The following is a 21,211-nucleotide window of genomic DNA, read 5'->3' as shown; positions in this document are numbered from 1 at the left end:
CTCAGCTCGTATGGCGCTCAGCTCGTATGGCGCTCAGCTCGTATGGCGCTCAGCTCGTATGGCGCTCAGCTGCCTTGGCGCGAACAGGCCCTTCCGCGCGGTGTCGGGTGAAGAGCGGCCTGGCCACGTCGTCCACGATGGCCTCGATGACGCTGTCCGAGATGGGGCCCCCCTGTGTCAGGAAGTGCGCCCGGACCAGTGCCTGCGGGGCCAGCAGCGCCTGCTCGGGGATGTCGTCGGGCACGGGTTCGCCGCGCTGACGGGCCTCCTCAAGGATCCGCTCGAGGGTCGTCAGCCCGCTCCGTCGCGTGAACAACCCCGGGGCGGGCTGTTCGACGGAACGCAGGGACTCCGACAGCACGCCCCGGAAGATCTCGCCCACCGGGCTCTGCATCTCGTCGGCGCTCCGGCGCAGCCACGCGACGAGGTCGTCACGAAGGTCGCCGGTCGTCGGCAGCGGGACCTCTTCCCTCAGGTGGTAGGCCGCGGCGATCGCGAGGGCGACCTTGTTCGGCCAGCGCCGATAGAGGGAGTACTTGCCCGCTCCGGCCCGCCGGGCCACTCCCTCGACGGTCATCGCCGCATAGCCCACCTCCTGCAGCTCGGCCACCGTCGCGTCGAGGATCGCGTTCTCGAGCGCCGCCCCGCGCCGACGCGGGCGCGGGCCGTCGCTCACGACTCGTCCCCAGCGGCCAGCACCTCGCCGAGGTCGCCGTCCACGGTCACGAGCCGGCCGTCCCGCAGCGTGGTCGACCCCGTGCCGGTGCCGAGGACGGCCGGGATCGCGTACTCCCGGGCCACGATGGCCGCGTGCGACCCGATCCCGCCGTGGTCGACGACGAGCGCGGCAGCGCGTTGGAACAGCGGCGTCCATGACGGGTTGGTCGCCGCGCAGACCAGGATCTCTCCCGCGCGCAGCTCGGCGAACTCGTCTGGCCCACCGATGACTCGCACCCGTCCGGTCACTCGGCCCCCGCCGCCCGGAGTGCCGAGGACGAGTGCGTCGGCTCCGCCTTCGCGACGTGGGTACAGGGTGGTCGTGGCGATGAGAGGGCTCGTCGCCAGCATGTCGTATGCCGCTCTGCGCCGTGCCGCTGTCGCGCGCAGTCCGTCCCGTGCTGCGTCGTCACCCCTCCCCGGCGTCCACGCGACGAGCTCGTCCAGAGTGAGCAGCCACACGTCCTGCGGGTCGTCCAGGTCGCCCGAGTCGGCGAGCCTGCGGCCGGCCTCCTGCACCGCCCGGCGCACGGCCGGCATGGTCCGGGTCAGCTCGAAGTGGGTGTCCTCGCGGCAGGCCACCCCGGCCGCGGCCTTGTCGGCGAGGCGACGGACTCGCTTGGACGACAACGCCTTTCGGGCAGCCGCCGAGAGGTCGTGGGGCGATCTCCCTTCTGGAGGGTCGTCGAGCAGCATTCGGACCAGGCCGAGCACGGTGCGGGGGGAGTCGCGCCAGCCGGGATCACGCACGAGGAGCAGGCTCGTGGTCTCGCGGTGCCCGTAGGCCGACAGGAACCGCTTGAAGTCCTGCCACCACCGGCCGGCCCCCGCCGCGGTGGGCGCCTCCGCGAGGACCCGGTCGAGCTGCCCGGACTCGAGAAGCTGGTGCACGACCGGGACCTCTTGAGCGGTCCTGGCCAGCTCGGCCAGCGCGTCGTTCGCGGCGGTGGTCATCGTCGGCGCCCCGCCGATGAGCTCCTGGGCGGCCTCGCTCCTGCCGAGCAGGCGCAGGGTGCCGGCGAGCTGGGCCAGGCCGACGAAGGCCCTGGGCAGGTAGGCGACTCGCAGCGCCGTCACGAGGTCGACGAGGCGAGCGGCCCGCCCGGGCACAGCCGTGAGCTCGGACCAGGACAGCCGGGCCAGGTCGAGTGCATCGAGCGCCGCGGCGCCCTCGCGATACCGCTCGAGGCGGGGGTCTGTGGCCCACTCCTCCGCAGACCCGTGCAGCCCGCGGGCCAGGGTCCGCGCCAGCCGGGCCGGTGTGTGGTGCGAGGGACGCGGCTGCGGCGGGATGAACTGCTGGACGATGCCGTCGGTCGCCGGGATCGCCGAGCTGAGCCGCACCTTCATGCCGGTCAGCCCGCCGATCATCTCGTCCACGTGCCCCGCGATCGAGGGGAGGATCCACGCGGTCAGCTCCATCGGGTAGGGCCGGCGCGGCAAGAGCTCGACGAGCACCGGCCCGATGAGGCGTTGGAGCCGGTTGAGTGGGATCGGCGCGGGTGGCAGCGCGGTCATGGCGCGGGACTGCACCATGAGGAGCTCCCCTGCGAGACAGGCCCATTCGATGTCCTGGGGCCGGCCGAAGTGTGCCGCGATCCGGCGGCCGGTGTCGGCCAGACTCGCCGCCTCGGCGTCGGTCAGCACTCTGGGCAGGTCGGCGTCGGCGTCGTTGCCTCGCCCGCGCTCCACGACCCGGCCGTCGGCGTCGACGACGAGGTGCTCGGGGGTCACTGCCCCGGAGACGACCGCCTCACCCAGTCCCTCGTTCGCGTTGACGACGACCACGTCCCGCGCCCCGGTGACCGGGTCAGCGGTGAACATGACCCCTGCGCTGTCCGCCGGCACCATACGCTGCACGACGACCCCCATGGCCACGGTGGCGGGGTCGATGCCGAGCCGTTGCCGGTAGGCGACGGCGCGCTCGGACCACAGTGAGGCCCAGCAGTCCCGCACTGCCTCGAGCACCGCATCGGCGCCGTCGACGTCGAGGTAGGTGTCCTGCTGCCCGGCGAACGTCGCGCCGGGCAGGTCCTCGGCGGTCGCGCTCGACCGGACCGCGACGGACCCACTGCACAGGTCCTCGTAGGCCCGGGTGATCGCCGCGGCCACGTCTCCGGGCACCTCCCGGGCACGGACCTCGTTGGCAGACAAGGCAGCTCCGACCACGCGCCGATACACAGCCGTCGTGACGACGAACCCGGCAGGCACGTCGAAGCCGCCCCGGGTCAGCTCACCCAGGTTCGCCGCCTTGCCGCCCACGTGGGGAAGGTCTTCACGCCCGACGTCATCGAGGCGAACGCAGTACTCGCTCATGGTGTGACGCTAGCACGTAGAGAACGCGGCGTTCACTATCACCCCATCGAGCACTCAACATGTGCGCCCCCACGCCCGGCGAGACCCCTGATCGAGAGTGCAGTTCTCGCCATCGAGAGTGCAGTTGTCCCGATCGAGAGTGCAGTTCTCGCCATCGAGAGTGCAGTTCTCGCCATCGAGAGTGCAGTTGTCCCGATCGAGAGTGCACTTGTCCTGATCGAGAGTGCACTTGTCCCGGGACAGGGTCATCCACGCTCCCGAGCTCGATGCTCAGGCTGACAAATCAGGGCGACCATTGCCGGCGCGGCCAGGGACGCCGTACGGTCGGAAATGGCGGTCGATCGGAGGCGCGACGGTGGGCGACTACGTCAGCAAGGCGCTGGGTCCGGACGCCTGGGACGGGTTCGCAGGCCTGGCCGAGCGGCACAACGGCGTGTTCGGCGGCTGCTGGTGCACGTGGTTCCACACCGTGGCCGCAGAGAAGACCCACACCACCGAGGGGAACCGCGACCTCAAGTGTCGGCTCGTCAGCGAGGGGCGGGCCCACGCGGCGCTCGTCTACGACGGGGACCGGGCGGTCGCCTGGTGCAAGTTCGGACCACCCGACGAGCTGCCGAACATCCACCACCGCAAGCAGTACGAGGCCGAGCTCGACGTCCTGCCCGACTACCGGATCACGTGCATCTTCGTGGACCGTCGCTACCGGCACCAGGCGATGTCCGCCGTCGCGCCCAAGGGCGCCCTCGACCTGATCGCGGCCGCGGGTGGCGGCGTCGTCGAGGGGTACCCGCACGACACCGGCGGCAAGAAGTGCGCAGTCCTCTACGACGGGACCCGGACGCTGTTCGAGCGCGCCGGCTTCGACTTCGTCCGCAGCAAGGGCACGAGGAACTGCGTCATGCGCCGCACCGTGCCGGCATCGGGGTGACTCGTGACCGCACCGCCTCGCGTGCTCGTCATCGGATTCGACCCCTACCGTGTCCCCGGGCCATGGGACCCCCAGCCGGTGGCCGATGCCATCGAGGTCGGGCGCGCCCGCTTCGTCGAGCAGGGGGTCGCGGCTCAGTTCTGCCTGTTCGGGCTCGACGGCAGTGACGACGTCGAGGCTGTCGTGACGGCTGCGCTGGATGCCCGCGCTTGGGAGTGTGTCGTGGTCGGCGGTGGGGTGCGCCACGACCTCGAGCTGTTCGAGCGCGTCATCAACCTCGTCCACCGGCACGCTCCCGATGCCGCGATCGCTTTCAACGAGACTGCGGGGGCGACGTTCGAGGCAGCGGCGCGCTGGCTCGCTCCCGAGTAGCAGTCCGGATGCTGCTCACTGGGGCACCATGGGCATGTCGACCATTCCGGATGGACCTTCTATCGCCAAGGCCCGAGCGCGTCGACTGGTGAACGAACGCTTCGCGGCTAGAGCCGGCTAGAGCGCGGCTAGCTAGAGCCGGCTAGAGCGCGGCTAGCTAGAGCTGTCCGCGGAGCCGGGCCGCCTCGCGGGTGAGGTGGTTGCGCTCGGCGGCGTTGGTCGCGGTGCGCGCGGCAGCGGCATACAGCTCGATGGCCCGGTCGCGGTCACCGGCCCGGGCATGCAGGTAGGCGGCTGCCGCGGCGTAGCGGGGGAGTGCCGGGTCAAGGTCGGCCAGTGCCGCCAGGCCCGCCCGAGGGCCATCGGCCTCGCCGACCGCGACAGCCCGGTTCAGGCGGGCGACGGGGGAGTCGGTGAGCCGGACGAGCTCGTCGTACCACTCGACGATCTGGACCCAGTCGGTGTCCTCGGGTCGGAGCGCGTCGGCGTGGAGCGCCGCGATGGCGCCCTGGGCCTGGTACGCCCCGAGCCGGTCCCGGGCCAGGGCCGCCTGCAGGATCGCGACGCCTTCGCTGATCAGGGCGGTGTCCCAGCGTGAGCGGTCCTGTTCGGCGAGCGGGACGAGCCTGCCCGAGGGCGTGGTCCGGGCCGCGCGTCTGGCGTGGTGCAGCAGCATGAGCGCGAGCAGCCCGCCCACCTCGGGGTCGTCGGTCTGGGCGGCGAGCTGTCGCGTCAGGCGGATCGCCTCGGCCGTCAGGTCCACCGAACCCGAGTAGCCCTCGTTGAAGACGAGGTAGAGCACGTGCAGCACCGTGCCGAGGCTGCCGGGTTGGTCGAGGGGCACGCGGGCCAGCCGGGCCTTTGCCCGGCTGATCCGCTGTGCCATCGTCGCCTCCGGGACGAGGTAGGCCTCGCTGATCTGGCGGGTGGTCAGGCCACCCACGGCGCGCAGCGTCAGGGCGATGGCCGAGGCAGGTGTCAGCGAGGGGTGGGCGCAGAGGAAGAACAGCTCGAGCGTGTCGTCCGCGCCGGGCCCGGCCCCGGTCGCCGGCTCCTGCTCGACCTTGAGCTCTCGGGCGCGCCGGGCCTCGTCGGAGCGGACCTGGTCGACGAACCGGCGCCAGGCAGCGGTCACGAGCCAGCCCTTCGGGTCGCGCGGCGGGTCCGTGGACCAGACCCCGAGGGCTCGCACGAGTGCCTCCTGGACGGCGTCCTCGGCCGACGCGAAGTCTGCCCCGCGCCGGACGAGGACGGTGATCACCGCGGGGACCAGGCTCCGCAGCGAGATCTCGTCCATCGGCTCACTCGGTGATGGTGGGCGTGTAGTCGTAGAGGGGCCGCACCTCGAGCCACTCGCCGAGCGGCGCGCCGCCGGCACCGGGCGCCGCCGACAGCTGGCCGGCCAGCTCGATCGCGCGTTCGTAGGAGTCGACGTCGATGACCATCCAGCCGGCGATGAGATCCTTGGTCTCCGCGAAAGGTCCGTCGGTGACCGGCGGCCGGCCCTCACCGTCGTGGCGGACCCACACCCCTTCGGGGGCCAGCGCCTTGCCGTCGACGAACTCGCCGGACCTCTCGAGCTTCGCGGCCCACTCGTCCAGGTAGGTCATGTGGGCGTCGATCTCCTCCGGCGTCCACCGGTCCATCGGGACGTCGTTGACCGAGGCCGGTGCGCCTCGGTAGTGCTTGAGCAACAGGTACTTCGCCATCGGTCTGCTCCTTCGTCGTGGTGCGGCCCATCCTGTCCGCACTCACCCCGTGGACGGAGCCACCGCGTCGTCCTCGACATTCTTCGACGGAGGACATGCCTGCCATTTCACGGTATGCCGCGCACCGGGCTTCGTGCCCCATCCTCGTCGAGTGCGCAGCATCCCGCGGCTGCGGCTCGGCGCCTCACCCTCGTCGAGTGCGCATCATGTCCCGCGGCTGGTGCTCGCCTGGCGTCGGCGGAGCTCAGCGACCGTGGCTGTAGTGCTGGCCACTCGGGCGGGGGGCGAGGCCTTGCTAGGCCTCGGCCGGAGCCAGCCGTTGCCGTACCTGCTCCCGGTCGACCGACAGGGCGTCGAAGATGGCGGCCGCCGGGTCGGGTTCGCCCCGGTCGAGCAGCGCGAGCAGCAGGTGCCGGGAGGTCAGGTGCCGGGACTTCTCCGCGGCGGCGTGTGTCAGGGTCTCCCGGATCACCGCCTTGGCGCCCGGGGTGAGCGGCACGGGCTTGCCGACCGCGGCACGGCCGGTGGGGTGGAACCCGCCGACCTCCAGCCCGATCTCGGCCAGGGCGGCACGATCGAGCTCGTCGGCCGCCTGACGGGCGGCCATGGCATCGACGCCGACCATGTCGGCCAGCGTCTCGTCGGACAGCAGGGCGAGCAACAGGTGCTCCGTGCCGACGCGCCGATCGCCTCGTCGGGATGCCTCGAACCTGGCATCCTCCACGGCGATCCTCGCCGACTGCGCGAACCTCTCAAACATTGTTGCCCTGCCTCCCGTACTTCGCGTGGACGGACTGGCGGGTGACGCCGAGGGCGTCGCCGATCTGCTCCCAGGACCACCCCGCGGCTCGTGCTGCGGCGACCTGTTCTGCTTCCACGCGCTCGGCGAGACGGTGCAGCGCGCCGGCGGCCCGAAGACCCGAGGCGGGATCGGCGCCGGGCTGTTGACCTGGCTGCGAGATGTCCACGCCGTCAGTCTGTCTTGACACTGACTTGATTGTCAACTCAGACTGACGTCATGAACGAGCCGACTCAGCTGCCTGACGTGTCCGCCGCCCCGATCTGCGGTGCCGGCCCGACCGGGCTGCTGCTCGCCGGAGAGCTGTCCGCACATGGGGGTGCGGGTCGTCGTCCTCGAAGGGGATGACGCACCCTGCACCGTCGCCAAGGCGAACGGCATCGTGGGCAGCACGGCCGTCGAGCCGGCCAGGCGTGGCGTCCTTGCCTGGACTGCGGCACACGAGAGCACAGGCTGCGCTCGGCCGCAGCGACGGGGCCGGCCGGGGCCCTCCGGGAGACCGTCGGGGAACTGGCCGCCAGCCGCCGGGTCGCGCGCCACCTGGCCCGCCTCGTCGAGACGTCCTGGCCAGCGACTGCGCTTCGGGCCAGTGACTGCTGGGGCACCAGCAGTCGGTGGCACCAGCAGCAGTCGGTGGCCACTGGGGCGGACGCTCAGACGACCTTCCGAGCCGGACTCGCGAGCTGATCAGTCCAGCCGCTGCGCCAGACCGGACGAACGGTGCACAGGGGTTTGCACGGCGGCGGTGATGGCCGCACGCGTGCCGACGATCGTCAGGTGCTGCTCGGCCCGGGTCACCGCGGTGTAGAGCAGCTCGCGGGTGAGCAGTCGCGACTCCGGCGGGGGCACGATGACCACGACGTGTGCGGCCTGGCTGCCCTGTGCCTTGTGCACGGTCATGGCGTGCATCGTCTCGACGTCCGACAGCCGCCACGGGGACAACGCGAGGGTCCCGGAACCCGTCGAGATGACCGCCAGCGGACTGTCGTCCGCGCGGACGACGACGCCGGTGTCGCCGTTGCTCACCCCGAGTCCGTAGTCGTTGCGAGTGACGAGGATCGGCCGGCCGACATACATCGGGTTCATCGCCGTCTCCAGGGCGTGGTCGGCCAGCTCTCGCTCGATGAGCCTGTTCCAGCGTTCGGTGCCGTAGGGGCCGGTCCGGTGGGCACACAGCAGCCGGAACCGCCCGAGGTGCGCAAGGGCAGCGTCGACGTCACCACTCAGGGCGAGCTCCCTCAGCCGCAGGGCGTGCTCGGTCGCCTCGGGTAGCTGCTCCAGCCTCGGGTCGTCCGTCTCGAGGAAGGTCAGGCCGCTGGTGGCCCGGTCGATCAGGTCGAGCACGGGCTCGGCTGCGCCCGCCCGGAACGCCTGGGCCAGCGCGGCGCGGTCGTCGTCGAGGCGGTGGTCCGTCGTCAGGCGGACGACGCTGCCGTCTGCTTCGAGACCGCGGACGAGGTCGGCCAGGACGGATCCCGCCTCCACGGACGCGAGCTGGTCAGGGTCCCCGACCAGCAGTAGTCGTGCCGCCGGGGGGACCGCCTCGACGAGACGGGCCATCAGGCTCAGCGACACCATCGAGGCCTCGTCGACGACGACGACGTCGTGGGGGAGCGGGTTGTGCCCATTGCGCCGGAAGCGCTGGGTGGTGTCCGGCCGACTGCCGAGAAGGCGGTGCAGGGTGACGGCCGGGCTGATCGAGTCGGAACCCTCGAGGATCTCCTTCAGCGTCTCGTTCATCCGCGCGGCGGCCTTGCCGGTCGGGGCGGCCAGCCCGACCCGGAGCTGGTGACCGCTGCCGGCGGCAAGGGCCTCGAGCACGCTGGCGATCGTGTAGGTCTTGCCCATGCCCGGTCCTCCGGTGAGCACGATGGTCGCGCGCGCGGCGACCTGCCGCACGGCCGTCTGCTGTGCCTCGTCGAGATCCTTCCGGCTGATGGCTTCCTCGACTGCGGTCGGATCCACCGGCGTCACCCGCTGAGTGCGCCGGGCGCGAAGGGACTCGGCGATGAGGCACTCGTCAGCGTGGTTGCGGTCGAGGTAGACCAGCCCGAGGTCGAGGCGCAGGACCCCCTCGGAGACAAGGGGACTGGCGCGCAGGGCCTCGAACCACTCCATCGGCTCGGGCAGGTCCACGAGGTCTCCCAGCACCCCTTCCCCTCCCGATCGAGAGTGCAGCACTTCGGATCGAGAGTGCAGCAAGTCCGATCGAGAGTGCAGCACTTCGGATCGAGAGTGCAATCGCGACGGCACGTCGGGATCCGCGGTGGCGTCGTGCTCGACAGGCAGCCCCGCCACGGACCCGAGGGACAGGGCAGTCGATCCCTCACGAACGGCGCGAACAGCGAACGCCAGCGCCAGGGCCGCGTCACTCGAACAGTCCTCGCCCACCAGGGTGCTCACTCTGGTCGTGACGACGCAGTCGCTCGCATCCAGGAGCCCAGCCTCGTTCAGCACCGTGAGCCGCCCACGGGCTGTCACGCTCTGGCTCGCGTCGTTGGACAGGGTGATCACCCGCCCCCCTGCTCGGGTCGGGCCTCGGGTCGGGCCGCGGTGTCGTGGGCCTTGGGATCATGCCCCTCGGTGCCGCGACCATCCAGGACCGCCGACAGCTCCTCGAGCATCGCCGCCGGCGGACGCCACGAGAAGACGCCGCAGGGCTGCCCGTCGACGGATGGCGTTGCGGCCCCGGCCATCCCGCGCAGGTAGAGGTACATCACGCCACCGAGGTGCTGCTCCGGGTCGTAGCCGGGCAGGCGCCACCGGAGGTAGCGGTGCAGCACGACCGAGTACAGGATCGCCTGCAACGGGTACGACGAGTGGATCATCGCCGCGGCGAGCCGGGCAGGCGTGTAGTCGGCGAGGGTCAGCTCGCCACCCACCTCGCCCAGCCAGTTGGTCTTGTAGTCGACGACGTAGTACCGACCGCCGTGCCGGAACGTCAGGTCGACCGAGCCGGTGAGATAGCCGAGCAGAGCCTGACCGCCGAGCTCCTCACCGTCGAGCGCGTCGGCGTAGCCGCGGAGCGGGTCGTCGGCGGGAAGGTGTCTGCGCAGGACCGCCGCCATCGATCGCAGGCGCGCGTTGGCGTGCGGATGGTCCCCACCGGCGAGCGGCAGCTCGAACTCCATCTCCGCGAGCCGGTCGGTCTGCGGGATGTCGACGAGACGTGCTCCGTTCGTCAGCGGTCCGAGTGACGTGGTGCTGACCGCCTCGAGTGCTGTCGCGAGCTCGTCGGGTTCGAGCGTCTCCGGCCACCACTGCAGCTGCTCCTCGACCCGGCTGACCAGCTCACCGTGCAGGTCGGGGGCCTGGAGATCGGCCTCCTCGAGCACCGCGTGCGCGAGCGAGCCGAACCTGGCCCCGACGGGCAGGCTCGCCATCGGTGACGGTATGTCGTGAGCCACCGCATTCTCGTCGCCGGCCACCGTGATGGGTTCCTCGTCATCGCGGCCGAGCGCTTCGCGCTCGGGCTCGGTCGTCGACTCGCCCGAGGCGACTGCGGCTGAGGCCAGTGAGGTGTATGACGTACGCCGCCAGGCCTGGTCGACCCACGCGCCGTCGAAGCGCCGCACCGTCAGGGTCTGGTTCGACTGCTCCGGGGCCATCGCGACCGTCGACCCGTCGCCGTCCACGTCCGCGAGACCGAAGGCGCCGTGCGAGGCCCACACCTGCAGGACCTGCCTGGCGAGGTCGGGTCTGGCGACAGACCTCAGCTCGCCCGGGACGACCGTCTCGTCGGGCCCCCCGCCCTCGGCGCGAGCGCCGAGCAGCGCCGACAGCTGGTCGGGCGAGTCGGCCTGCCCGAAGAGGAGCCGGTGCAGTCCCGAGGCGGCGGTGTTCGCGGTCGGTGCCCACCAGAGGACGAGCTGTGACTGGGCACGGGTCATCGCGACATACGACAAGCGCATGTGCTCACCCAGTGCCTCGGCGCGGTGCTCGGGTCGGTTGACCTCGGTCTTGTCGAACGAGAGCACGCGCCGCCCGTCTCGGTGGATGACCGCGGGGGGCGACACGTCCCGCAGGTAGTTGTCGAAGAGGAACGGCGCGTAGACGATCGGGTACTGCAGCCCCTTGCTCCCGTGGATCGTCGAGAGCGTGACCGCGAGCGCGTCGGAGTCGAGCCGCATGACCCGCGCGTCCGGTGCTGCCGTGGCGTCCTCGAGGCTCTGTTGCCGAAGCCAGGCGACCAGGCTCGGCAGGCCGGTCGTCCCCTGGAGCACTCGTTCCTGGAGCAGCTGGGCGCAGTGCCCGATGTCCGTGAGGTCGCGCTCGCCACCGACCCGGGAGAGCAGGCGGGCGTCCAGTCCCGCTCCTCGGGAGACGTCGAGTACGGCGGCGATCCCGCCCCGGTGATGTGCGGTGAGCAGCGAACGGACCTGTGCCGCAATGGATTCCGTGCCCCGGTCGCCCTGTGCGTCCAGCTCTTCGACGCTCCAGCCGAGGAACGGCGTCAGGGCGGCGAGGCGCACCCGCTCGGGGCGGTGCGGCTGCTCCAGCGCCATGAGCAGCTGGAGCCACCAGCTCGCCCCTGTGGTCCGCAGCACCGACTCGCTGGAGACGAGCACCGAGGGGATGCTCTTGTTGCGCAGGGCTTCTCGCATGCTGTGCAGGTCACGGTTGGCAAAGGCGAGGACCGCGACGTGCTGCGGCTTCACCGGCACGCCACCGAAGGTCGCGTCCGAGGTGAGCAGGCGGGCGATGTCGTCGGCGGCATCCGCGCAGATGATCCGCCGTGCGTCGCCGATGGGGATCTTCGCGCCGATCACGGCACGCAGCCGGACAGCGGTGTTGTCCGGAGCGCCCTGCAGCCGGTGGCTCGTCCGCTCAGCCGTGACCGGGTGGGCCACGATCCCCGGCGACAGCTCGACACCCGCCATGAGCGTCCGCAACGAGGCAACGAGCGGCGCGTCACTGCGGTAGTTCGTCGGCAGCGAGGCGCGGCTCGTCGCGCTCTCGGACGCACGCAGGTACGTGTCGACGTCGCCACCGCGGAACCCGTAGATCGCCTGCTTGGGGTCACCGATCAGGACCAGCGTCTTGTCCTTCGCGTCGAAGGCCTGCGAGAAGACCTGCCACTGCACCGGGTCGGTGTCCTGGAACTCGTCGACGAGGACCACGGACCACCGGTCGCGCATCCGTCGCCGCGCAGGGCTGTGCTCGGTCGCGAGTGCCCTCGCGAGCTCGCTCAGCAGGTCGTCGTAGCTCAGCACCGCGGCGCGTCGCTTGCGCCGGCTTACCTCGGCCCGCACCTGACGGACGAAGTCGAGCTGTGCCGTGGCAACCATCCCGCCAGCCTGGTCGGCGGACAGCTCGGCGCCCGGGTTGTCCAACGCGATCCTCGCGGCGGCCCGGGCCTGGTCGTAGCCCAGCGGTGGCGCGTCCGGCTGGGCGTGCTCGGCGAGGTAGCGGTCGTCGATGACGTCGTCACGCAGCTCGGTCAGGTCCTCGGCGAGGGTGGCATACGGGTCCGAGTCGCCGGCGACGCCGAGGCTCTTCAGCACGTAGTGACAGAACTGGTGGATCGTCGCGATGGTGGCCGTGTCGAAGTCGGCCACCGCCGTCCGGAGCCGGCCGACTCGGAGGTCGAGCTCATCCGCCCCGCAGTCGCGCAGGTGGCGCACCAGGACGTCCGTCGTCTCGTCCTCGCGCTCGAGCATGAGGAGCGCCTCGCCCAAGCGGGCCCTGACCCGCTCGCGCAGCTCTCGGCTCGCCGCGCGGCTGAAGGTCACGACGAGCAGCTCGTCGAGCGGAAGCCCGCGCTCAGCGACATACCTCACGGCCAGGGTGGACAGGGTCCACGTCTTCCCGGTGCCCGCGCTCGCCTCGATGAGCGTGGTGCCCGACGGCAGCGCGCCCGTGCTGTCGAAGCTCGGCATCGGCTCGTTCACGACCCACCTCCATGATCGTGGATCGGCTTCCAGACCACCGGCGCGAAGTAGCCGATCCCGTTGCGTCGGTCGAGTTCCTCGACGCGAGAGTGCGTTCCGAGCACCAAGCCCCACCACGGGTCGTCGCTCTCCCCGGGGTACCTGTCGGAGCCCTCCCAGATCGCCCGAACGCGACCGAGTGCGGCATCGACCTCCGCGCGGCCACCAGCCTCGCCCGGCCGATGGACCCGGGTGAACTCCGAGGCCGTCTTCGGGGGGATGCCGATCGGGAACCGCATGCCGGACTGGCGGACACCGGCGAGCTCGCGCAGGAACCCGGCGGCGTGGCCCGGGAGCGGTGAGCGGAGCCGCTGTCCGCCCTTCTTGCCGCTCAGCTGAGCGAGGTGCTCCCGGTCCGGCTCGGCGACGGCGAGGGCGAGCAGGCGCACCCACGCAGCGGCGATGTGTTTCGCGCTGATCGTCGAGTAGGTCGGCACCCAGAGCGTGTCCTGGTGGACCCCGCTGATCACTCCGGTCAGACGTACCGGCATCCCCCCGCGAGGCGAGGGCAGGTCGACCCGGACATCGACGGACCGAGCCGGTCCGGACCCGCGGTCACCGGCGATCGAGGCGACGTGCTTGGCGATCTCCGATCGCGCCGGCTCGCCGAGGACGCCAGGCGGGAAGCTGCCGCGCGCGACCTCCCGGCGCAGAGCCTCGTCCACGGTCGACCCGTCGAGCACGGCCTGCAGGACCCGGTCCCCGATCGTCCACTTCTCCAGGGGGTCGATCGCGATGGGGAGGGAGTCGTCGATCTCGTCGAGCTCGCGTGGGACGGTGACCTCGAGGCGGTTCCGGAGGAACTCGCGGGCCGGGTTCTGCAGGAACGTCACGAGCTCGTCGACCGTGACGGCGCTGACCGGCTGGAGCGGGAGCGGCTCGCTGAGGAAGACGTGCGGGTCGGGCCGGTCGCGGCGGAAGACGCGCAGGGCCGTCGCGCCGTCGAGCGCGACGCGGTCGAAGGTGCCACCCGGAAGCGGCCCGTCGGCCCGGAAGTTGCGTTCGTCGAACGGTTGCAGCGGGTGCAGCCGGACGAAGCCCGGCTCCACGAATCCGTCTGTGCCGCCTGACCGTTCGCTGCTCGGTGCGCTCCCCGTGCGAGCCGTGCGCGCGGCCACGGAGATGAGCTCCTGCAGCGGCACGGCCGGTGGACGGCGGCTCCCGTTGCGTTCGTCGAACCCGGAGTAGACGGCCACGAAGTGTTCGCTCGCCGCCATGACGGCGTCGAGCAGCAACTGCCGGTCCTCGCTGCGGGCGTCACGCTCGCCGACCATCGGGCGGCGGGCCAGGATGTCGTCGCCGTCGGTGATCGGCGAGCGCGGGTAGACGTCGTCGTCGACGCCGAGCAGGACGACCGCCTTGTGCGGCACGGACCGCATCGGCACCATCGTGCAGACCGTGACCGCGCCGGTCCGGAAGTTGGCCCGGGTGGGCCGCGTGCCCCAGCGCTGCTCGAGCAGTACGCGTATGTCGTTCAGCCGCAGTGTCGTCCGTTCGCCCGCGGCTTCGCCGATGGCGGCAAGGTCTCGCCTCAGCTGGGCGAGCTGCCAGTGCTGGTCCATCGGCGTGTCGGCCAGGGCGTCGATCGTCTCGGACAGCCAGTGCATCCACTCCTGCGCGGTGAGGACCCCTCTGGGCAGGATGCCGTCGACCCGGCTCGTCCCGCGGACCGCGTCGGCCGCGACCTTGAGCCGCTCCATCAGCTCGAGGAACCGCCCGACGACCTCGATGTCGCGGCTGCCGATGTCGTCGATCGGCATGCGTGCGGCAGCAGGGGTCGCGGAGTCCGCGGCGACGGCGACCCCGAGGGCGATCCGGTCCATGCCGCGGGTCCATGTGTTGGAGGCGATCGCTCGCAGACCGTACTCACCGCGGTGCACGGCGTCATACCCCCAGCGCACCCCGGCGTCGGTGACCCACCGGGACACCCGGGCCAGGGCGTCCTCGTCGAAACCGAACCGCGCCCGCACCGACTCGTGGCCGGCGAGGTCGAGCACCTCGGTGGCCGTCATCCGTCCGGCCACGACGGTGAGGATGCGGTGGGCGAGGTCGATGAGCGGGTTCGTCGCTCCCAGGGAACGGTCGGCCAGCTGCACGCGCAGCCGCTGCCCGGGATGGTGGGCCGTCGGCGCGTCGGGGGTCGTCACGAGGCTGAGCCCGAAGGTGGCCTGGATGAGCGGTGCGAAGTGCTCGATGTCGGGGCACATGACGATCACGTCGCGCGGCTGGAGGTCGCCCTCGCGCTCGGCGAGCAGCCAGAGCAGCACTTCGCGGAGGACCTCCACCTGGCGGGCGCGTCCGTGGCAGGCGTGGACCTGTATCGACAGGTCGTCGGCAGCGGTGGTCCGGGTCTCGTCGGGCGCCCGGTTGGCGCGGACGTCGGCCTGCAGCAGGCCGAGGCGAGTCGTGCCTGTCGTGCTTGTCGTGGCCGGGGGCGCCGGTTCGAGCACGACGGGATCGCAGGAGCTCAAGGTCTCCTGCAGCTCCCGCACATCCCGGCCGAGGGTGGCCAGCAGCGGGTGCTGGGCCGACTCGGCGGAGCGGTCGTCCTCTCGGGGACCGCGAGTGACCCGGCGCGACAGGTCAGTCCACAGCTGCGGTGACGGGTGTGGGAGCCAGAGGTGGACCTCGCGGTGCGTGCCGAGCGCGGCGAGCAGCTCGAGCTCCGAGACGGCCAGACGGGTGTGCCCGAAGAACGAGAGCCGCACGGGCAGCTTGAGCTCCAAGGCGTCACGCGCCAGCCCCTTGACGACCCGACGGTGGCGCTCGACAACGGACTCGTCGGCATCACCTCGCGCCAGCACGACCTCGACGACGCGCCGCCAGAGGATCGGCTGCCACTCGAAGTCGGGAGGCAGCTTCTCACGCTGCCCGTCGGTGGGCTTCCCCGCCTCCCAGTCGGCCAGCAGCTCCGGTCGCTCCCGCGCATACGACGCGAACAGTCCTGCGACCCGGCGCGCCACGGCATACCGCCGCGACTGGCGGGCCTTGCGCTCCCACTCGGCCGCAGGGTCGCCCACGATCTCGGGCCCCGCGCCGAGATGGTGGGTCAACGCCTCGAAGTGTCGCGCGCCGACGAGCTCGTCGATGGCTGCGAGGGTCGGCCACACGAGTCGGTCGGGCTGCCACGGGTCGTCGCGCTCGCGGCCGAGCAGCAGGCTGACCAGCGACTGCGGTGCGAGGATCTGCAGGCCGGCGCACACCCCGTCGTCTCCCAGGGTCGCACCGAGCGAGTGTGACAGCTGTTGGGCGAGCCACCGCTCCACCCCTCGTGCCGCGACGACGACGACCTCCGGCGTGAAGACGTCGGCAGGGTCGGTGCGCAGCAGCTCAGCGAACTCGGCGGCCAGCGCCTCCGGCCGGTCGGAGCGGTGCAGCTGGATCCCCACCCAGGTGACTCTAGCCACAGCCGTGGGCGTCGGCTCCCGTCGTGCCGACGTCGCAGTGGTGTATGCCGCCCAGCCCGGCCCCGCCGAGTGGTCACCTTCGCACGGGGCGAGCTGGGCCGAGAGGCGTCGGCGGCCTCGCACTTTCCCGCCGCGGCGTGATTGTCCGCGCGGGCAGGGATCGGGCTCAGCGCAGTCGGCTCAGCTGTTGCGTGCCGAGCACCCGAAGCAGCGCCAGGGCCTCTGCCTCCGGCGTGCCGGGCGCTGCGGAGTAGACGATGACGCGCTGGTCGGCCTCGGGGACGTGCAAGGTGTCGCAGTCGAGGGTCAGCGGGCCGAGCTCCCCTTCGCGGTGAGCACCTGGGCCGAGGGTCGGGTGCTGCGACCCTGCTCGAGCCGGACGACGTGGTCGACGCTCACGCCGGCGACGTTCATCAACCGGGACGGTGCGTTGCCCTGGTGAGGTGCTCCGCACCTATCCGACGGTGGGCGCGTCGTGAGCGGTGACGGACTCACCGGCACCCGCGCTCTGTTGGGCGAAGTAGCCGGTCAGGTGGTCCGATCCGGTCGGCGGAGCGGTCATCTCGTGGGTCATCACGGCGATCAGGAACTGCAGGGGCCCGTACACGTGCTCGGGTGTGCAGTGCGCGAGAACCCAGACGGCGGCCACGGCCAGTCCGCGGGGGAGGTGGCGGATCCGCGGTGCGCCTCGGTGCGCGGCGAATGCTGCGCGGGCGATGGCTTCGTAGGTGTACACGTCTGGCCCGCCGACCTGCACCTCGGTCGCGGCCGACCGTGCAGCGTCGACACAGGCGGCGGCGGCATCGCGGCCCGAGATGGGGTTGATCCTCAGCTGCCCGTCGCCGATCAACGACACGACGCCGCGTCCGGCCATCGTCAAGAACTCGCCCATGTCCGAGAAGTAGCCGGTGGGGCGCACCACCACCGACGGAACCGAGGAGGCGGTCAGGGCGTCGACGAACTTCTCCTTGGCCGTGGCCAGCCGCACCGAGTTGCGCAGGTCGCGGCCGTGCAGCAGCGACACGTACACGAAGCGGGCGACGCCCGTCTGCTCGGCCAGGTGCAGCAGCGCGAGGTTGCCGCGGTAGTCGACGTCCAGGTACTTCACGCCGTCTCGCTGGCGGGTGATGCCCAGGGCGGAGAACACCATGTCGATTTCATCGGTCACACCCGTCAGGGTCGCCGGGTCGGTCACCTGCCCGACGAAGGCATCGACCTCGCCGGGGAAGGTGTCTGCCTGCTCGGGTCGCCGCACCAGCACGCGCACGCGGCATCCCGCATCGAGAAGTGCGCTGACCAGATTGCGGCCGAGATAGCCGGTCGCCCCGGCAACGAGGACGCGTTGCCCCTGCATACTCGGCGACGTGTCCGCCTGTGGATCTGTGCTCATGGCTTCCTGCTTCTCCAGTGGAGGTTTGGTGGCGTGCCGGCGGCCGGGCTTCCGGACGACGGGCGATGGAGTTCTCGGACTACACAGGAGCTCGACCGGCACCTCGCGGGTATCGCCGCGATCATGGAGAGCCACTTCCGCTACGAGGAGCGCCAACTCTTCACAGTGCTCGAGACGCTCGCGCTGCACGCCAACCCGCATGACGTCCTGGGACCGCTGTGACCGCCGCGCTCCGTCGCCGCCCCGGACGGCGGTGCGCAGCCCTTCGGCTTCCCGGTGCCGCAGCGTGGGCGGCATCCGGGCGGGCGAGGAACTCCGGCTCGTCGTGATGGAGCGCGGACAGGATGGCCCGCGCCTGCGCGTGCCGGTCGTCCGCACCAGAACCCTCCACGCGAACATGCATGCTTCCCTTGAAGCATGACTGTCGAGCAGATCATCCGGTTCGTCGAGTCCCTGGGCGGCGTCCTGACCCTGCGGCCCAGTGCCGGGGACGGCTCGCCAGAGATCGCCTGGGATGACGTGTTCTTCCACTACGCCCCCGACGGTGTCGTCCCCCAAGGCCAGCCGTTCGCCACCATCGTCACCAAGGACTACCCGCAGGAGCCCTCGTCCCGACTCGGTGATGGCGTCTTCCGCGTCAACCTCGACGCCGGTCGGGGCCGCCAGGGGCCGGCCGACGACCCGACCGTCCGCGACCTCGTCATCCCCCACCCGGTCTACGGCCGGCTCGGCTGGGTCAGCATCGTCGCGCCCGGACCACGCACGACCACCGAGCTGCCCGTCCTGCTGACCGACGCCCACGCCCGGGCCCGACGACACTGGGAGCGTCGCCGCAGCCTGGAGACCCGAGAATGATCCTGCCCACGGTCCGAGACCCTCGGCTCGTCACCATCCGCCGGGGCGGCACCCTGACCGACGAGCAGCACCACCTGCTGGCCCGCTGGGCGGCCTCCTGCGCCGAGCACGTACTCCCGCTCTTCGAGGATGCCGCCCCAGCCGACTCGCGCCCCCGGGCTGCGATCGAGGGCATCCGGGCCTGGGCGTGCGGCGAGCTGCCGATGATGCGCACGCGCGCTCTGGGCGGTCACGCCATGGGAGCCGCCCGCCCGCTGCAGGGTGCGCCACGCTACGCCGCGTATGCCGCCGGCCAGGCCGCCGCGGTCGCTCACGTTCCCGAGCACGACCTCGGCGCGGCCGCCTACGCCATCAACGCCGCCCGCGCGTCCGTCTCCCCGCCCGCCGCGCAGCAGGCCGGCCGCCGCGAGTGCCGGTGGCAACGCGACCAGCTGCCGGCCGAGATCCGCGAGCTCGTCCTGCAGGACCAGGCACGCCGGAACGAGCTCTGCTGGTCAGCGTTCGACTGCTGAGCCTCAAACCCGCGCCGTCCACACGGTGTTGGTATGCCGCCCGGCCGGCTCAGCGGCATACCCCTCCTATGGCGCTGGTACGTAAGGGACGAGCAGGTGCGCGGGCCGGTCGGGTCCCCAGTGCAGGGTGCACCGCGCGGCCGGCCGGGACCGGTAGTGCGCGGGGAACTGGCCGGTGAGCGGGTTGCGGGTGGACAGCCAGCGCCCGGCGACCACCAGGCGCAGCGACTCGCCCCCGCGGAACAGGGTGGCCGACGGACCGAGAGCGATGTCCACGGGCACGACCTCGCCGGGGGTGAGCGGCTGTCGGTGGGTGAAGGTGTGCACGGGCTCGCCCGGGGTGGAACGGGATTCGTCCAGCTCGCGCAGCGACGCCTTCTGCCACCCGGTGGCCACCCGGTCGCGTCCCCACCCGTAGGACCCCTCGAAGCCGACGTAGCGGCGGCCCCGCCACTTCTCCATGCCGAGGCACAGCTCGACGTCGTCGTCGCCGTCGACCTGAACCCACAGGCGGGCGGCCATCGGCCCGGTGAGCTCGGTGTCGCGGGGTGTCGTGAAGACGAACGCGGCGCCGGCGCGGCGGGTATCGAAGACGATCGAGCCCGGCTGGGTAGGCGGGGCCTCGGCCAGGTGGCCGTCCGCGCTCAGATACAGCGGGCGCCACTCGGTGCGCGCGAGCGGCCACTCGTGCTCCTCGCGGACCGCGACGACCCGGTCGCGGTCCTCGCGGACCTCCAGGCGGATCCGCGGCGGCGCGGGCACGTCGGCGGCGCGCAGATAGCGGTCGAAGAAGGCCAGCTGCACCGCCAGCGCCCCTTCGCTGTAGAAGACGCTCCATTTGCCGCCCCGGTGGGTGTACGCGAACCGCTGCGCCGACCCGGCCTGCTGGAACGCACGGAAGGAGCCACGGGAGTGCACGTTGTTGTCCGAGAAGCTGGCGCAGACGAGCATCGGCACCTCGATGTCGCCGAGGTCGGGGGTCAGCGACTGCCACCACGTGTCGCGCAGCGGGTGTTGGCGCTGCGCCGCGCGCACGTCGATGGCCGCCCTCGTCCTGCGGCGGATCCCCGCGCCCCAGAGCCTGACGAAGCCGTCCTCCAACAGGCCACCGGGACGCATCAGGTCACGGTATGGGTCGGTCAGGCCCTCCCAGGGGCAGATCGCCTGCAGCGCCGGCGGGCGCAAGGCGGCGGGCCGGTACTGGGAGATCGCCAGGTAGGACACCCCGAGCAGGCCGACGGCACCCGACGACCACGGCTGCGCGGCAGCCCACTCGACCAGGTCGTAGACATCCTGGGCCTCCTGCTCGGAGAACGGCTCGCAGACCCCCTCGGACCGGCCGGCGCCGCGCACGTCCGCGTTGACCACGACATAACCGTGCGCCACCCACCACGCGGGATCGGGGGCCTCCCAGCCCGTCAGGGTCGAATGCCGGATGGGCCCGGGCAGGCGCATCAGGCGGTACTGCAGCGGGATTCGCGCGCGGCGGCCCGGCACGCGGTCCTTGCCGTACGGGTGTGCGGACAGCAGCACCGGCGCCGGTTGGCCGTCTGCCGGGCGGTGCACGTTGACCCGCAGGATCGTGCCGTCCCGCATGCTCACCTCGACGTCCCGGTCGACGAGCATGCTGCCGGCCGGCGGCTCGTGCAGCGTCACCGCCGGCCGGAGGATGCCCTTCAACCGGCCCAGCCCGTAACGGGTCCCGCCGGGCAAGCGCCACGGACGGGGAACGGTTCCGGCCTGTGCCGCTGCCATGGGACGTCCTTCCGATGCGCGCTGAGGATGACTGGTGACGGGAGCCAGCGAGACTCAGTATGACTGGCGCGTCGACGGCTCACCCGAGGGATTTGTTTGACGATGTGCTGCTAGCATTGATAGCAGGAGGTTGAATCGCGATGGCTGCTATCAGCGTGAGGGACCTGGACGAGGCGGTTCGTGACCGGCTACGGATCCGTGCAGCGCAGCATGGCCGCTCCATGGAGGCCGAGATCCGAGCCATCCTCACCGAGGCCGTCAGCCCGTCGACCGACCCGCGAGGTCTTGCCCAGATGCTTCTGGCCCGATTCGGTGAGTTGGGCGGCGTCGACCTCGAGTTGCCCTCACGCACCGAGGCACCCCGGGCTGCGGACCTGTTCCAGTGACTGCAGGCGCACCCACGGCAGTGGGCCCCATCGTCCTGGATACCAACGTCGTCTCCGAGCTCATGCGACCGGCACCCGACGCGCACGTCCAGGGCTGGGCTCGTGGAGTAGCGCCATCGATGGTCTATACGACAT

General features: G+C 71.5%; 19 protein-coding genes. 7 read left to right on the top strand and 12 right to left on the bottom strand.

Annotated features, from left to right (window positions below; genetic code table 11):
• Positions 1 to 49 precede the first annotated feature (49 nt).
• Together L0H79_RS10035 and L0H79_RS10030 are read right to left on the bottom strand one after the other, a co-directional pair.
• Positions 50 to 676 carry a TetR/AcrR family transcriptional regulator gene (locus L0H79_RS10035; RefSeq protein WP_301484459.1) on the bottom strand — a complete coding sequence of 209 codons (627 nt, stop codon included), beginning with the start codon at positions 674 to 676 and terminating at the stop codon, positions 50 to 52.
• Positions 673 to 3,033, bottom strand: a complete 2,361-nt coding sequence (locus L0H79_RS10030) for a PEP/pyruvate-binding domain-containing protein (protein WP_301484458.1) — start codon at positions 3,031 to 3,033, stop codon at positions 673 to 675. The genes L0H79_RS10035 and L0H79_RS10030 overlap by 4 nt, the downstream gene beginning before the upstream one ends.
• A gap of 355 nt (positions 3,034 to 3,388) precedes the next feature.
• On the opposite strand from L0H79_RS10030, the gene L0H79_RS10025 reads away from it, so the two are divergent.
• Positions 3,389 to 3,961: a GNAT family N-acetyltransferase gene (locus L0H79_RS10025; RefSeq protein ID WP_301484457.1), complete on the top strand. Its 573-nt coding sequence runs from the start codon at positions 3,389 to 3,391 to the stop codon at positions 3,959 to 3,961.
• A gap of 3 nt (positions 3,962 to 3,964) precedes the next feature.
• On the top strand, positions 3,965 to 4,333 hold the full coding sequence (locus tag L0H79_RS10020; RefSeq protein ID WP_301484456.1) for a hypothetical protein: 369 nt from the start codon (positions 3,965 to 3,967) through the stop codon (positions 4,331 to 4,333).
• A gap of 157 nt (positions 4,334 to 4,490) precedes the next feature.
• Here L0H79_RS10020 and L0H79_RS10015 read toward each other — a convergent pair whose 3' ends face one another.
• From L0H79_RS10015 to L0H79_RS10000, 4 genes are all read right to left on the bottom strand, one after another.
• Complete coding sequence (locus tag L0H79_RS10015; protein ID WP_301484455.1) at positions 4,491 to 5,630, bottom strand: RNA polymerase sigma factor; 1,140 nt, start codon at positions 5,628 to 5,630, stop codon at positions 4,491 to 4,493.
• Positions 5,631 to 5,634: 4 nt separating this feature from the next.
• A complete protein-coding gene (locus L0H79_RS10010) occupies positions 5,635 to 6,042 on the bottom strand; it encodes a YciI family protein (RefSeq protein ID WP_301484454.1) in 408 nt (135 codons plus the stop codon).
• Positions 6,043 to 6,337: 295 nt separating this feature from the next.
• A complete protein-coding gene (locus tag L0H79_RS10005; protein ID WP_301484453.1) occupies positions 6,338 to 6,802 on the bottom strand; it encodes a Clp protease N-terminal domain-containing protein in 465 nt (154 codons plus the stop codon).
• Entirely contained in the window at positions 6,795 to 7,010 is a 216-nt protein-coding gene (locus L0H79_RS10000; protein WP_301484460.1) for a helix-turn-helix domain-containing protein, read from the bottom strand. The genes L0H79_RS10005 and L0H79_RS10000 overlap by 8 nt, the downstream gene beginning before the upstream one ends.
• A 50-nt stretch (positions 7,011 to 7,060) precedes the next feature.
• Here L0H79_RS10000 and L0H79_RS09995 point away from each other — a divergent pair, with 50 nt between their 5' ends.
• Positions 7,061 to 7,189 (top strand): hypothetical protein, encoded by a 129-nt coding sequence (locus tag L0H79_RS09995; RefSeq protein WP_301484452.1) that lies wholly within the window; start codon positions 7,061 to 7,063, stop codon positions 7,187 to 7,189.
• Between the two features lie 339 nt (positions 7,190 to 7,528).
• On the opposite strand, the gene recD is transcribed toward L0H79_RS09995, so the two are convergent.
• The 5 genes from recD to L0H79_RS09970 form a co-directional block, all read right to left on the bottom strand.
• Positions 7,529 to 9,355 (bottom strand): exodeoxyribonuclease V subunit alpha, encoded by a 1,827-nt coding sequence (gene recD, locus L0H79_RS09990; protein WP_301484451.1) that lies wholly within the window; start codon positions 9,353 to 9,355, stop codon positions 7,529 to 7,531.
• Positions 9,352 to 12,732, bottom strand: a complete 3,381-nt coding sequence (locus L0H79_RS09985; RefSeq protein ID WP_301484450.1) for a UvrD-helicase domain-containing protein — start codon at positions 12,730 to 12,732, stop codon at positions 9,352 to 9,354. The genes recD and L0H79_RS09985 overlap by 4 nt, the downstream gene beginning before the upstream one ends.
• Entirely contained in the window at positions 12,729 to 16,160 is a 3,432-nt protein-coding gene (gene recC, locus L0H79_RS09980; RefSeq protein ID WP_301484449.1) for an exodeoxyribonuclease V subunit gamma, read from the bottom strand. Before recC ends, L0H79_RS09985 begins: the two co-directional genes overlap by 4 nt.
• 184 nt (positions 16,161 to 16,344) lie before the next feature.
• Positions 16,345 to 16,632 (bottom strand): hypothetical protein, encoded by a 288-nt coding sequence (locus L0H79_RS09975; protein ID WP_301484448.1) that lies wholly within the window; start codon positions 16,630 to 16,632, stop codon positions 16,345 to 16,347.
• Positions 16,633 to 17,568 (bottom strand): SDR family oxidoreductase, encoded by a 936-nt coding sequence (locus tag L0H79_RS09970; protein WP_301484447.1) that lies wholly within the window; start codon positions 17,566 to 17,568, stop codon positions 16,633 to 16,635. It lies immediately after the preceding gene.
• Between the two features lie 33 nt (positions 17,569 to 17,601).
• Between L0H79_RS09970 and L0H79_RS09965 the strand changes: the two genes are divergently transcribed.
• The 3 genes from L0H79_RS09965 (at position 17,602) to L0H79_RS09955 (ending at position 18,935) form a co-directional block, all read left to right on the top strand.
• A complete protein-coding gene (locus L0H79_RS09965) occupies positions 17,602 to 17,790 on the top strand; it encodes a hypothetical protein (RefSeq protein WP_301484446.1) in 189 nt (62 codons plus the stop codon).
• A gap of 195 nt (positions 17,791 to 17,985) precedes the next feature.
• Positions 17,986 to 18,423, top strand: a complete 438-nt coding sequence (locus L0H79_RS09960) for a DUF6194 family protein (protein ID WP_301484445.1) — start codon at positions 17,986 to 17,988, stop codon at positions 18,421 to 18,423.
• Positions 18,420 to 18,935, top strand: a complete 516-nt coding sequence (locus L0H79_RS09955) for a putative immunity protein (RefSeq protein ID WP_301484444.1) — start codon at positions 18,420 to 18,422, stop codon at positions 18,933 to 18,935. The genes L0H79_RS09960 and L0H79_RS09955 overlap by 4 nt, the downstream gene beginning before the upstream one ends.
• A 66-nt stretch (positions 18,936 to 19,001) precedes the next feature.
• On the opposite strand, the gene L0H79_RS09950 is transcribed toward L0H79_RS09955, so the two are convergent.
• On the bottom strand, positions 19,002 to 20,690 hold the full coding sequence (locus L0H79_RS09950) for a CocE/NonD family hydrolase (RefSeq protein ID WP_301484443.1): 1,689 nt from the start codon (positions 20,688 to 20,690) through the stop codon (positions 19,002 to 19,004).
• Positions 20,691 to 20,830: 140 nt separating this feature from the next.
• On the opposite strand from L0H79_RS09950, the gene L0H79_RS09945 reads away from it, so the two are divergent.
• Positions 20,831 to 21,076, top strand: a complete 246-nt coding sequence (locus L0H79_RS09945; protein ID WP_301484442.1) for an Arc family DNA-binding protein — start codon at positions 20,831 to 20,833, stop codon at positions 21,074 to 21,076.
• Positions 21,077 to 21,211: the final 135 nt, after the last annotated feature.

The organism is Intrasporangium sp., assembly GCF_030452765.1.
Lineage (GTDB): Bacteria > Actinomycetota > Actinomycetes > Actinomycetales > Dermatophilaceae > Intrasporangium_A.
This window is presented reverse-complemented; position numbering and strand designations above follow the sequence as displayed.

What these genes read in the sequence shown, in the direction of transcription:
- L0H79_RS10030 (WP_301484458.1), bottom strand. Translation starts at nt 3,033, where the DNA reads ATGAGCGAGTACTGCGTTCGCCTCGATGACGTCGGGCGTGAAGACCTT.
- L0H79_RS10015 (WP_301484455.1), bottom strand. Translation starts at nt 5,630, where the DNA reads ATGGACGAGATCTCGCTGCGGAGCCTGGTCCCCGCGGTGATCACCGTC.
- L0H79_RS10010 (WP_301484454.1), bottom strand. Translation starts at nt 6,042, where the DNA reads ATGGCGAAGTACCTGTTGCTCAAGCACTACCGAGGCGCACCGGCCTCG.
- L0H79_RS10005 (WP_301484453.1), bottom strand. Translation starts at nt 6,802, where the DNA reads ATGTTTGAGAGGTTCGCGCAGTCGGCGAGGATCGCCGTGGAGGATGCC.
- L0H79_RS09995 (WP_301484452.1), top strand. Translation starts at nt 7,061, where the DNA reads ATGAACGAGCCGACTCAGCTGCCTGACGTGTCCGCCGCCCCGATCTGC.
- L0H79_RS09970 (WP_301484447.1), bottom strand. Translation starts at nt 17,568, where the DNA reads ATGAGCACAGATCCACAGGCGGACACGTCGCCGAGTATGCAGGGGCAA.
- L0H79_RS09960 (WP_301484445.1), top strand. Translation starts at nt 17,986, where the DNA reads ATGACTGTCGAGCAGATCATCCGGTTCGTCGAGTCCCTGGGCGGCGTC.
- L0H79_RS09955 (WP_301484444.1), top strand. Translation starts at nt 18,420, where the DNA reads ATGATCCTGCCCACGGTCCGAGACCCTCGGCTCGTCACCATCCGCCGG.
- L0H79_RS09950 (WP_301484443.1), bottom strand. Translation starts at nt 20,690, where the DNA reads ATGGCAGCGGCACAGGCCGGAACCGTTCCCCGTCCGTGGCGCTTGCCC.
- L0H79_RS09945 (WP_301484442.1), top strand. Translation starts at nt 20,831, where the DNA reads ATGGCTGCTATCAGCGTGAGGGACCTGGACGAGGCGGTTCGTGACCGG.